Source organism: Mycobacterium sp. PO1 (genome assembly GCF_017312405.1).
Lineage (GTDB): Bacteria > Actinomycetota > Actinomycetes > Mycobacteriales > Mycobacteriaceae > Mycobacterium.
In genome coordinates this window covers 1-12,285 of the sequence record NZ_BLTG01000055.1, presented here as the reverse complement: position 1 = coordinate 12,285, position 12,285 = coordinate 1, and the positions used below count along the sequence as shown (strand labels likewise).

The window sequence follows — 12,285 nt, the reverse complement described above, 5'->3', positions numbered from 1 at the left end:
CGACCAGCCCCAGAGGCCCGCGTTCACCGGCGAGGGGCCGGGCAAGAAGAACGAAAACGGCACGGGCAACGGAAACGGCAACGGCCGGGGACACGGCAAGGGCAAGGACGACGACTGAGCTCCGCGGCGTCGCTACGATCCGCAAGGACCGACGAGAGGACGACGCATGCGCACGGTGATCACCGGAGTCGACGGGGACGGCAGATCCTGCGTCGTCAGTGACGGTGAGTTGACGCTCGACCAGCTGGCCCCCGGATTCGCGATGGGCATCCCGTTCGCCACCGCCACCTGCCCGCCGCCGGCCCGAGCCGGCGGGTCGGCGCCGCTGATCGACCAGGGCCTCGCGCCGGGTCTGGCGCGGTGGATGGTGGTCGAATTGGGCGCCGGTTCGGAAACCCCGATGCACCACACCGACACCCTCGATCTGCAGACGGTCCTCTCCGGCAGCGTCGAACTGGTGCTCGATGACGGTGCCCACCCGCTCGACGCCGGTGATCTCGTGGTGCTCGCCGGTCTGGATCACGCGTGGCGGGCCGGACCCGACGGGGCGCGGCTGAGCGCGGTGCTGATCGGCACTCCCCCGCCCGGCAGCGAGCCCTAGGCCGGAGCCGAGCGTGTCCACCACCGACGGCCTACCGGACGCAGCGAATCCGGCGAGCGGGCTCGGTCACATCGCCCGCGCGCAGAAGCGCACACTCACCGTCCTGGTCATCGCCCAGGTGTGCAGCGGAGCCGGCCTGGCCGCGGGGATCACCGTCGGCGCCCTGCTCGCCCAGGACATGCTCGACTCGACAGGGTGGTCCGGCCTGCCCAGCGCGTTGTTCACGTTCGGGTCCGCCGGCGCGGCGCTGGCGGTGGGCCGGCTGTCGCAGCGGTGGGGCCGGCGCCCGGGGCTGGCGGCCGGCTACGCGGCCGGCGCGATCGGCAGTCTGGGCATCGTCGCGGCAGCGGTGCTCGACAACGTGGCGCTGCTGTTCGTGGCGCTGCTGGTGTACGGCTCGGGCACCGCCACCAACCTGCAGGCCCGCTATGCCGGCGCTGACCTGGCGCAGCCCGATCATCGCGCCCGGGCCATCAGCACCGTGCTGGTGGCCACCACGGTCGGCGCGGTCGCCGGCCCGAATCTCGTCGGCGTGCTCGGTGACGTCGCCGCGGCGATCGATGTGCCGCGGCTGGCCGGGCCGTTCCTGCTCGCGGCGCTGGCCTACGGGTCGGCGGCGGCCGTCATCGCGACGTGGCTTCGTCCTGACCCGCTCACGTTGGCGGCGTCGCTGCCCGAGCCGGACGTGGCCGGCGACTCGCCCGACCGGAAGGACGACGACGGGCCGACGTCCGTCAACCGCGCCGCCGTGGTCGCCGGCGCAGTGGTCATGGTGGTCACCCAGCTGGTGATGGTCGCCATCATGACCATGACCCCGGTGCACATGCAGCACCATCACCATGCCCTGTCCGCCGCCGGGCTGGTCATCTCGATCCATGTGGCAGCGATGTACCTGCCCGCGCCGATCTCCGGTGCGCTCGTCGACCGCTTCGGGGTGACGGTCGTCGGGATCCTCGCTGCGGCGGTGTTGGCGGCGGCCGGGGTGACCGCGGCCGTCGCACCGCCGCAGTCGGTGCCGCTGCTCGCCGTCGCGCTGGCACTGCTGGGGTTCGGGTGGAGCCTCGGGTTGGTGGCCGGGACGACGGCCATCACGAACAACACCCCGGTGGCCACCCGCGCGCGCACCCAGGGCACCGTCGACGTGTTCATCGCCGTCGCGGGCGCCGGGGGCGGGCTCGCCTCCGGATTCATCGTTGCGGCAGCCGGTTTCACCTGGCTGGCCGCGCTCGGCGCGGTGATGGCGATGGTCATCGCGCCGGCCGTGCTGCTCAGGAAGCGCTGAGCGCCAACAGCTTTCGTTCAGAGGTGGGGCAGGTGACCGGCCCGGGCCCTGCTCGGCGATGCGGATCAGCCGAATGCCGGATAGCGGTCCTCCCAGATCGCCAGCTGCGCGGCGCGGTGCCCCCTGGCGGTACCGCTCTCAGGTCCCAAAAGCATCGTCGGCCCGCCGGCACCGTCGTAACGTTCCCAGGGCTCTCCGCCGCGGATGAACTCCAGCCACCGCTGCTGAATCGCCTCCGACATGCGGCGCGCCGCGTCGTCGGCGCCGGCCAACGCCGGCGCGGCGGCCAGGTTGCCGAAGACCAACGGCAGGCATGAGTCGTGACAGGCTCCCAGGCCGGGCCGCGGCGACGGCCACTGAAGCTCATAGCGAAACACCGCGTTGCCGCGCTCGGCATGTGCCCGCACGAATTGCTCGGTGGGCGCGGTGAAATGGTAGTCGGTGACAAGTGCGCTGGCGAGGTCGCGCAGCGAATTGTGGTCGGCGCGGTAGGCCGCCAGCACGGCGTCGACATCGTGGCCCTGCCCCGCGAGTGCCTGTGCCCGCTGCCGGACGTACCGCTCGGTGACGACATCCTGGTCCAGCGTCGCGTCGAAGATGCGCCACTCGTCGCGGGTCGTCCCGGCGAGCACGGGCATCGCCGGGATGGCACGCGTGCGGGCGACCACCAACGGATGTTCGGCGATGACGTCGCCGTCGATGCAGGGATGGAACGGGCCCTGCGGCGGCACGAATCCGGGATCGATGCCGCCTTGCGCGGCAAGGATCTGCTCGACGCTCGGTTCGCCGGCGCGGCCGACGGTGCCGATGAACTGCTCGGCGACGGCTGAGGCGGCCGCGGTGGAGCGAACGCGTTCGAGGCCGCCGCTCTGCAGAATGGCCCGGTCGAACAGGTCGCACCCGCTCGCCATCAGGGTGGCCACCGCGATCGCGCCGGAGGACTGTCCCGCGGCGGTGACGGCATCAGGGTCACCGCCGAATGCGCCGATGTTCTCGCGCACCCACGACAGCGCGCATTTCTGGTCGCGCAGTGCCAGATTGGTGGAGCCGGACCCGTGCCAGTCGGGCGCGTAGAGGCAACCCAGCGCCCCGAGGCGGAAGTTCACCGTCACCACCACGACGTCCCCGCGCCGGGCCAGGCGCGATCCGTCGAGCAGGGCCGCGGACCCGTGCCCCTGGGTCTGCCCGCCGCCGTGCAGGAAGACCAGCACGGGGCGGCGGGCGTCGTCGACTGCGGGTGTCCAGATGTTGAGCGTCAGGCAGTCCTCGCTCATCGTCAGACCACGCTTGGCCAGCCGCTCGGGTGAGATGGCCTGCGGAGGGATGGGCCCGAATACCGTGGCAACCCGTATTCCCGCCCACCTCTCCGCGAGTTGCGCTGGACGCCAACGGCGCTCACCGATCGGCGGGGCGGCGTAGGGCACGCCGCGGAACACGACGACGTCGTCGTTGATCTCGCCGCGCAGCGTCCCCTGCGCAGTGTGGGCCAGTGCCGTCACGAACGTTCCGTCAAGGGGTGCGCCCTGGCCATCTCACCGTTGAGCACCTGGCCGAGGAAATCGCGGCCCTTGAAGCTCACCACCTCCACGCGAAGTCCGCTGCGCGGGTCACGCAGGAACGCCACACCGGCACCGGTGCGCTCCAGCTCCCAGCCGCCGTCCTGCAGGCGTGCGACGTCGTCGCGCCAGCGCTGGGCGTAGTAGCCGACGTGGTGCATCCCGCCGAGCTTCGGCGCGGCGAAGATCGAGTCTGCCGCACCGACGACCTCGATCAGCTCCAGGTACGGCGGGCCGGATGCCGAGAACGCGATGCGCACGGACTGATCGTCGGCGGAGCCGTCTGGACGGGTGAAGCCGCTGCGCATCTCGAACGGCGGCGCCCAGGTGATCTGCATGGCGCCGGTGAGCGACTCCATCGCGGGCAGCAGATCGGGGACCAGGTGGCCGACGTGATAGACGTTGTCGAAAGCCGACGCGGCCAGCGTCTCGAGTGTGGGGTCCATGTCAGATCCTGTATCTGCGACGGAGGGCATCGAAGCGGGCCCGTAATTGCGCCGCCCGCTCGTCGGGCGTGACGCGGCAGGTGCCGGGCGGCAGGGCGCTGTCCACCTGCGCGCGTGGGACTACCGCGGTCCGCACCTCGGGCAGTTGCCGGCTTCCGATGACACGCATGGTCAGATAACCCTCGGCGAACCGTTGGGTGTCGATCCAGTTGTGCACGCCGGGATCGTCGTGGGCCAACACCAGCCGCACCCGCCCGTCGGAGTCGACGACCGATCTGCTCGGCGTGTAGCTCACCGGCCGGTACAGATAGTCCATGCTGTTCCAGAATGCACCCATGTTGGTCAGCATCCAGAACTCGCCGTGGTCGGCGAACTCGACGATCAGCGCCTCGTCCGGCTCGAGCCGCCATGGCATCGTGACGATGAGCCGGCCGCGCCGTGCATCGCGTTGTTCTGCGGTACCCGAAAACCGCGCGCCGGGAAAAACGTTGGGTTCGGGTTCGCCGAACAGTGAGCCGATCTGAAGTTCGCGGTCCGGCCAGTCCGTCATCGCCCCGGTCAGGAAGTCACCGGCCCAGCGCATCGAGGCGATGACGTCCTGCGGCGTCGGCACCGGGCGTGGCGTATCCATGTCGATGCGTTCGATGCTGAACTGCGCCGAGCGTTCCGCCCAGGAGTCGAAGCCCTGGCGCAGGAACAGTTTGCGCGACCCCGGGGTGGTGGGCAGCCAATTCGGTTCTCGCCGATCGCCTCCCACGTGCAGGACGAAGCTGCCGTCGGGTTCGGTGACCAGGTCGTCGCCGGTGAGGTTCGCCTCGGGGGTGTCGCCGAACGGCTCGTGCAGGTTCGGGTGATCGGCGCCGTAGTACACGTCCTTGTCGGGACGCGGCCCCTGCACGGTGAAGTTGATGAAGCGCGCCGTGCCGCGGTCGCCGGTGATCCGGTACGTCGACGCACCGTCGATCCAGGCCTGCAGGTAGACGAAATCGGCGTTGTCGCCGCCGAGCTTGCGGCTCGGCCCGCAGAACGGGTGGATCATCGGGTAGCGGGTGTTCCGGGTCTCCAGCGCGAGATCGTAGGCCTGACCGAGGTTCTGGGTCAGGTAGCGGAACGCATCAGCGCGTTGCAGGGCGTTGTCCGGCGAGGTGTCCTTGAAGGCGAGGTCGCCCGCCGCTTTGAGGCGGTCGCAGAAGTGGTGCCACGCCGCACGCAGCGCCTCGTCGTCTGTGGTGTCCCCGAAGGCCATCAGGGCCTCGCTTCGATGTCGATGCCGAACCGATCCCGGTAGCCGGCGAACTCCTTGTGCAGGTCGTGCACCGGTACGGGCAGGACGTCGGTGGAGTAGCGGAACTTCCCATACCGATCGCCGCGGTTGGTGGCGAGGTAGTCGCGCATCCCCTTCTCGGTCGCGTCCGTGAACGGCACCCCGGCGAAGTCGTAGAAACCGCCGATGGTCGCGACCGGGTCGGCGACGAAGTCGCGGTAGCGGACGTGGTGGATACGCGGGTCGTCGACCAACGGGTCGGTGAGGTAGGCATGAAAGTTCGCCCGCGAGCCCTCGATCGTGGCCTGCCCGTACCGGCGCCAATCCAGTGTCCCGACCAGGCTTTCGTTGATCTGGCCGAACGCCACGATCTGTGAGGCGAGCACCTGCACCGGGTCGCGGTGCACCCAGACGATGCGGGCATCCGGGTAGGTGTCGAACAGGGCTCGCAGACGCCGGCCGTGAAAACCCTTGAGTACCCAGCGCTTCGGCGGACGGGTGTATTGGATGTGCTGCAGCATCATGCGGTGCAGGGTGTATTGCGCGTGAGGGTCCTGGGCGAAGTTCTGGATCGTGACCGGCACGCGCCACCACGCGCTGGGGTTCATCGCGCGGAAGTCGAAGGCCCAGGTGCGTTCACACTCGGGCAGGCCATCGCCGAGCAGATCGTTGTAGGGGTGACTGACGATCCACGGGGGGATGCGGTCGAGGATCTCGCGCCAGTCCGCGTCGGCCCGGGCCCGGCGCGGGTCGTCGGCGTAGGCCGGCCCGGGTGGCGGCGAGGGGTACATGACCTCCCAGAACCGCAACGCGCGGGAATTCTTGTCCTCGGCAAGCAGGGCGTGCAGCAGCGTCGTCCCCGAACGTGGCTCACCGGTGGCGAACAGCGGCGCGATGATCCGTTCTGCGGCAAGGGGCAGGCGGGAACGGTCGGCGATGAAACGCAGCCGGCTGGTCAGCAATCCCGTGATCGTTTCCGTGGCAGCCTGCACGCCGGCGTCGTCGAGGTGGGCGCCGTTGATCCGGTCGACGACCAGCGCCACGCGCGCGGGTACGGTGTCGTCACCCAAGTCGCTGAGTCCGGTCTCGCGCTGCGCTGCGGCGACGAGGACGTCCACGTCGAGGGTTGTCATCGGGCGCTTCCTGCGAGTCGCAGCAGTGCGTCCTCGACCTCGCGCACCTTGTTCGGCGATGCAGCGGCGTAGTCCTGTCCGGCCATGGCGCTGTAGTCGAGCACCGAGACGACCCGTGCGCCCGCCTGGCCGAACGCCGCGATCTGTTCGGCGATCTGCTTGGGTGTGCCGTGCGGGACGACGGACAGGATCGCGGCGGGGTCGACCTCGTCGACGAGTCGCAGCAGTCTGTCGCGGGTCAGCGCACGCGGGTCGATGTCCTGGATGCCGCGCCAGCGCTGCCCCATCGGATGGTCATACCCGGCGGCCCGCAACGCATCGGCCGTCAGCTGCAACACCAGCGACTTCACCAGTGGGCGCTGCATGATCACGTCCAGTTCGTCGGGCTCACCGATGAGGCAGACCGCCATTTTCGCCGGGGTGATCGCATCGGGGTCCCGGCCCGCCTGTTCGGCGGCGTCCCGGATGCGCGCAAGTTGGGCGGCGAAAGTCTCCGGGCCGGCGCTGCCGGTGGGCCACCAGCCGTCGCCGAGTTCCCCGACGAGTCGCAGCATGCGCGGGCCGTTGGCCCCGATCCAGATCGGTGGCAGCCCGGTGTGGTGCGGCTCGGCGTCCAGCCGGGCGTGCTCGAGTGTGAAGAACTCACCCTCGAAATCGACCGGGCCCTCGGCACTCCACAGCAGCCGGATCAGCCGCACCGCCTCGGCGAATCGGCTCACCGTTTGCCGGTCGTCGAATCCGTAGGGGGCCAGGTTCTCCCGCTCGCCGGCACCCAGTCCCAGGACGAACCGGCCGTCGGAGAGATGGCTCAGCGTCAGGGCCGACTGGGCCAACATCACCGGGTGCCGGCGGACCGTGTCCACGACGCTGGTGGCCAACCGGGTCCGTGCGGTGCGCGCGGCGACCGCGCCGGCAAGGGGAAGGACGTCCAGATAGCGGTGCGGCGACGGCGACACCTCGGCCAGGTCGGTGAACTCTGGCGTCCAGATCGTGTCCGGCCAGAAGCTCACCAGATGGTCGGGCATCCAAATGGAGTGGTAGCGGCCGTCATCGAGCTCGTCCAGAGCGCGGAGATCCAGCGGCAGAGTGGTCCGGAGGAACGCGGCCAGCTCCAGGGGCATGCAGCGCAAGCTACCGCAGGATGGGGGCTACGTCTGGCGAATGCTGTGCATATGCTCAGCAGCGCCGTGCGCGGCGAACGCCCAGCAACTGAAAGGGTCGACCGCCGAGAGTGTAACTCGCAGGAAAAGTGTGCCCACCGAACATCGACTGGAGTTCGCCTTGCCGTGCCGGGTCAGAATTCACGTGCCGCTGAAAGTACTTGCGACGTATCCCGACTTCGAGGTCGACAGCACCCGAAGGTGCATAATCCACCAGAGCCGAGCAGCGAGCTCAACATGGCGGCGTTACCGATGGAGGGCCCCTTGAACTATCCGATGCCACCTTCGGGACCTCCTGAACTCGACTATCCGGGTCATCGGCCTCCACGGCGACGCGGGGCGCCGTGGCTGTGGCTGTTCCTGGCGATCGCCGTGGTGATCATCGTCGTGTTGTCCGTGATCGTGATCGCGCAGTTCAACAGCGACGATCCCACTCCACCGGCGTCGGCGCAGTCAGCTCCTCCCGTCCAGCCGGCGCCTCAACCCAGCGTTGGGGCACCCGGGCCGAGCGTCGCCGGGACATCGATGACGTGTGATGGGTACACCGCCTCCGTTGACGAGACTTCACAACCCGGCTGGCACGCAACGATCAATCGGTTCGGCTTGGCCTATGCCGCTCCGCCCGATTGGACCGTCGCGGAATGCGGTGTCCGGACAGGCTGGGCCAAGCCCTGCCCCCAGGGCCAGTGCGTCGTTCGCGAGATCGGGGCAGTGTCCACGGTCGCCAACCCGGTATGCCCGAAACAGAATCTTGCGATGGCCGGTGTCACGGGTTCGGCGCACCAGGACATCACAGCCGCACTCGACGAGGAAGCGCAGACCGTACCGCTGATCTATTCCCAAGGCGACGTGGTGCCCGATGTGGAATTCGGGCCGGTACGCGAGTTCCTCATCGGGTCGTCTCCCGCGGTGCAGAGGGTGGCGACGGTGACCGGTATCGCAGCAGACGAATGCAATGGGTCGAGAGCATTTCACAGCATGGTTGTCACAACGGTGCCCGGAGTCGAGGGGTCCGTCGTCTTCCTCATCTCTCTGCGGGAGGGCGCTACCGCCTCCCCGAAGCCCGGAGTCATCGACGAGATGGTCAGGACGCTCCGAAGCCCGGCTTGACGGGCTGTTCCAGCCTGGCGTCGAGGGGCTGAAAGACACGCTGACCGCTTAGCCGATCGACCCGGCGCCATCGCGGGAAACGCGCATCGACGCGATTTTCGCAAACATTGCCGTGGCGCAGTCCCACTGTCGCCAACTCGGTGAACGGGTGCTCACTGTGTCGGCACAAACTCCTGGTCATCGGGGATTTTTGCCCTTCGCAACGACCTCAGCGCCAGTGAACACTTGTTTGGATTTGTCCACTTACTCCCCGCGGCCGGGAGCTGTATTGCGATTTCTGATTCGCGAGTCATGCGTGTCCACTACACGTTGCTGAGCGATCAGCAAGCAGAAAACAGGCATTGAACTGTTCAAAAACCTCTAGGGCTACACCGCTTGCCATGTTATTGTTTCGATCGTCAAATTTTGCTAGACGCCAGCGTGGGTGTCGAGTTCGAGTCGTCACCTCGGAAGTGCGTCGCCGCGAGACCAACGCCCTTGATGGGGCCTTGAGTGGTGGGAGAGGGACATTGGCTCATGGACGGCGTCACCCGGCCGAAGTTCGGACCAAGGCCCGTCACCGCAGGCAGAAGAATCCCAGCAAAGTTGAAGCCATCTTCCCGACCTTTCGAATCGGCGTCGACAGCGGTCTCCCGTCGAACCGGACCGCACCCAACGTCGCGGCGACCTACTCGCGGCACATCGGGCGCGTGGGCGCGCTGGCCGTCGCTCTCGGCGTCGGTGCGGCGATATCGACCGGGTACGGACTCGGAGTAGCGCGCGCCGACACCGATACCGACAGCGTTTCCAAGGACTCGCCGTCTGCCGACTCGTCACCGTCTGACGCGCCATCGAAGAATTCCGACAAGACCGAAACGGCGACTGATACATCCACCGAGCGTTCGGACTCGGACGAGGATGAAGAATCCGTATCGGAGGTGACCGATCCGGCCTCCGCGGTGGACTCTGACGACGATGACGATGACGTCGATGACGTCGATGACGTCGATGACGTCGATGACGATGACGTCGACCTGGAGACCGATCACACCGAGACCGATCCTCCGTCCGAGGAGGGGGGCACCCTCGACGACACGGCGCCTTCGACCATCCCGCCGGAAACAGGTTCGCCCGACTCGGCCGAGGCCCCCGGCACCGGAGAGCCCTCCGCGGTGCCGCAGGAATCTCCCGCGACGGCGCCGGAAGCCGAGAGCGTCTCCGACGCAGCCAGTTCAGGTGGTACGAGCCGGGACGAGCCCGCGCCGGCACCCTCATCTGCGACTGACATACAGGTCGACGCGGTGACATTGTCGCTCAGCGACGAGACAGAAACAGAAACCGCCTCGCTGCGCAACGACAGCGCACCGGAGGCCGGGATCGGTGGGCAATCAACGCCTCTCGATGGCCCGGCCGCTTCAGTGGCGGCAGGCTCCGTTGCGGGAATCAATGTCCCGAGGGCGTTCGCCGCCACATCGCTCTCGCCGCTTCTCGTGCCGGAGCCGGTCAGTCCGTCCCGGCCGCAACTGTTGTTCGCGGTGCTCGGCTGGGTAGTTCGCGAGATACAGCGCACATTCTTCAATCGGGCCCCCGTCGTGCGCCCGCAGGAAACGACCCTCGTTCTTTCTCCGAACGAGACCAGCAGCCCGACACCGTTCCAGAGCTACGACCTCGACGATGACGGTCTTACCTACTTCGTGCCGGCACGGGGCGAAGTAGGCGGTCCCCTGCACGGGTGGGTCGAGGTGGATCAAGTCACGGGCACCTTCACCTATACCCGCGACGACGATTACGTCGGTCCGGATCAGTTCACCGTGACCGTGAGCGACGCCGGAAGCGGCCGCCACTTCCATGGGCTGCTCGGGTTTCTACGACCCGATCGGGGCCATACCGACACGGCGACGATCACACTCGACATCGTCGCCGCCAACAAGACGCCCGTAGTGAACAGCGACTCCTACACGACCGCGCAAGGCAGCTACGTGTTCGGCAACGTGCTGGACAACGACAGCGATCCCAGTGGTCAGACTCTCACTGCGTCAGTAGTTTCCGGGCCTGCCCACGGTGAACTGACGATGGCGCCCAACGGCGCGTTCCACTATTCGCCGGAACCGGGCTGGACCGGCGTCGACACGTTTGTCTACAGTGCGTCCAACGCCATGGTTGATGCCCGCGCCGTCGTCGGGATCACCGTCACCCCGGTCAACAGAGCGCCGGCAACCGCGGACGACTCGTACACCACGGACGAAGACACGACAGTCACCGGCAACGTGTTGGGCAACGACACCGATCCGGACGGGGACATGATCACTGCGACGGTGGTCCTGGCAGCGAATCACGGCGAGGTGCAACTCAGTTCCGACGGGTCTTTCACCTACACGCCGGATACCGATTTCAGCGGCACCGACACATTCTCCTACGTCGCCTCCGATGGGTCGACGTCCAGCGCGCCCACCCTCGTCACAATCACGGTGACACCGGTCAACGACGTCCCCGTCGCTGAGGATGACAGCTTCACCATCAGTGAAGACAGCCGGTTGCACGGCAATGTTCTGTCGAACGATACTGACAGCGATCGAGATCTACTGACTGCTTCGCTTGCCTCGGGACCGGCTCACGGAAGCCTCACCTTGAACGCCGATGGGACCTTCTCCTACCTTCCCACGGCCAACTACACCGGGACGGACTCGTTCACCTACACCGTCAGCGACGGCACCTCCGCGGGCAACACGGCGACCGCCACCATCACGATCAGCCCGGTCAACGATGCCCCAGTCGCGAACAACGGTTCATTCAGTGTCAGTGAGGACTCGACCTACACGGGCAACCTGGACGTCATTGACGTTGACGGGGACACCGTCAGCACCGATGTCGTGACGGGCCCGGCTCACGGCGCCCTGACGTTGAACGATGACGGCAGCTTCACCTACACCCCGGATGCCGACTACACCGGCGCCGACTCGTTCACCTACACCGGCACCGACGGGGTACGAACCACTTCGCCGGCCACTGTCACGATCACCGTGACCCCCATCGACGACGCTCCCACCGCTCGGGACGACACGTACTCCATGAGCGAGGACGGCATCTTGACCGGCAGCGTGCTGTACAACGACTCTGATGTCGATGGCGGCTCCCTGACCGCTGCGTTGGTTTTCGCACCAATGCACGGCGCTCTCACCTTCAACGCCGACGGCTCGTTCACCTACACACCGCATGCCGACTATGCCGGGGCAGACAGCTTCGCCTACACCGCGTCGGACGGAACACTCACGAGCAACACTGCGATCGTGAGCATCACGATAGCCCCGACCAATGATGCGCCGGTCGCCGCCGACGACTTCTACAACATCGATGAAGACACCACCTTGACCGGAAGTCTGTTGACCAACGACTCTGACGTCGAGGGCGATTCGTTGACTGTGTCGATGATCGACGGCCCGCAGAACGGTGTGCTGGATCTCAACGCCGATGGCACTTTCAGCTACACGCCTTCGGCGAACTTCAACGGCGCTGATTGGTTCACCTACTCCACATCTGACGGCATCACCCCCAGCGCACCGGCGCTCGTCCTCATCGTCATCAACCCGGTCGACGACACGGTGGTGGCTACCGACGACACCTTCTCCATGACCGAGGACAGCTCACTGTCGGGCAACATCCTCTCCAATGACGTTGATATCGATGGTGATTCGTTGAGCGCCAGCCTCGTCGACGGACCCACCCACGGCGAACTGGTCCTCAACAACGACGGCAC

The 12,285-nt window shown here is 67.3% G+C and carries 9 protein-coding genes; 4 read left to right on the top strand and 5 right to left on the bottom strand.

The annotated features are described in order from the left end of the window. Nucleotides 1-166 precede the first annotated feature (166 nt). Both J3476_RS18800 and J3476_RS18795 read left to right on the top strand, forming a co-directional pair. Complete coding sequence (locus tag J3476_RS18800) at nucleotides 167-601, top strand: cupin domain-containing protein (RefSeq protein WP_207067909.1); 435 nt, start codon at nucleotides 167-169, stop codon at nucleotides 599-601. Nucleotides 602-671: 70 nt separating this feature from the next. After that, complete coding sequence (locus J3476_RS18795; protein WP_207067910.1) at nucleotides 672-1,883, top strand: MFS transporter; 1,212 nt, start codon at nucleotides 672-674, stop codon at nucleotides 1,881-1,883. Between the two features lie 65 nt (nucleotides 1,884-1,948). On the opposite strand, the gene J3476_RS18790 is transcribed toward J3476_RS18795, so the two are convergent. Genes J3476_RS18790 through J3476_RS18770 form a run of 5 tightly spaced genes read right to left on the bottom strand, consistent with a single transcriptional unit; the run spans nucleotide 1,949 to nucleotide 7,403 of the window. Next, nucleotides 1,949-3,382 (bottom strand): carboxylesterase/lipase family protein, encoded by a 1,434-nt coding sequence (locus tag J3476_RS18790; RefSeq protein ID WP_207067908.1) that lies wholly within the window; start codon nucleotides 3,380-3,382, stop codon nucleotides 1,949-1,951. Further along, nucleotides 3,379-3,885 carry a VOC family protein gene (locus J3476_RS18785; protein ID WP_207067907.1) on the bottom strand — a complete coding sequence of 169 codons (507 nt, stop codon included), beginning with the start codon at nucleotides 3,883-3,885 and terminating at the stop codon, nucleotides 3,379-3,381. The genes J3476_RS18790 and J3476_RS18785 overlap by 4 nt, the downstream gene beginning before the upstream one ends. A 1-nt stretch (nucleotide 3,886) precedes the next feature. Continuing rightward, nucleotides 3,887-5,131 (bottom strand): DUF1214 domain-containing protein, encoded by a 1,245-nt coding sequence (locus J3476_RS18780; protein ID WP_207067906.1) that lies wholly within the window; start codon nucleotides 5,129-5,131, stop codon nucleotides 3,887-3,889. Further along, nucleotides 5,131-6,282, bottom strand: coding sequence for a sulfotransferase (locus tag J3476_RS18775; RefSeq protein ID WP_207067905.1), 1,152 nt, complete (start codon nucleotides 6,280-6,282; stop codon nucleotides 5,131-5,133). The genes J3476_RS18780 and J3476_RS18775 overlap by 1 nt, the downstream gene beginning before the upstream one ends. After that, a complete protein-coding gene (locus J3476_RS18770) occupies nucleotides 6,279-7,403 on the bottom strand; it encodes an LLM class flavin-dependent oxidoreductase (protein WP_207067904.1) in 1,125 nt (374 codons plus the stop codon). Before J3476_RS18770 ends, J3476_RS18775 begins: the two co-directional genes overlap by 4 nt. 240 nt (nucleotides 7,404-7,643) lie before the next feature. On the opposite strand from J3476_RS18770, the gene J3476_RS18765 reads away from it, so the two are divergent. Both J3476_RS18765 and J3476_RS18760 read left to right on the top strand, forming a co-directional pair. Continuing rightward, on the top strand, nucleotides 7,644-8,552 hold the full coding sequence (locus J3476_RS18765; protein WP_207067903.1) for a hypothetical protein: 909 nt from the start codon (nucleotides 7,644-7,646) through the stop codon (nucleotides 8,550-8,552). 917 nt (nucleotides 8,553-9,469) lie between these two features. After that, nucleotides 9,470-12,285, top strand: a 2,816-nt coding sequence (locus J3476_RS18760) for an Ig-like domain-containing protein (protein WP_207067902.1), incomplete at its 3' end; no start/stop codon positions are given.

Coding starts and splice junctions, on each gene's coding strand:
- J3476_RS18770 (WP_207067904.1), bottom strand. CDS start 7,403: ATGCCCCTGGAGCTGGCCGCGTTCCTCCGGACCACTCTGCCGCTGGAT.
- J3476_RS18775 (WP_207067905.1), bottom strand. CDS start 6,282: ATGACAACCCTCGACGTGGACGTCCTCGTCGCCGCAGCGCAGCGCGAG.
- J3476_RS18785 (WP_207067907.1), bottom strand. CDS start 3,885: ATGGACCCCACACTCGAGACGCTGGCCGCGTCGGCTTTCGACAACGTC.
- J3476_RS18780 (WP_207067906.1), bottom strand. CDS start 5,131: ATGGCCTTCGGGGACACCACAGACGACGAGGCGCTGCGTGCGGCGTGG.
- J3476_RS18800 (WP_207067909.1), top strand. CDS start 167: ATGCGCACGGTGATCACCGGAGTCGACGGGGACGGCAGATCCTGCGTC.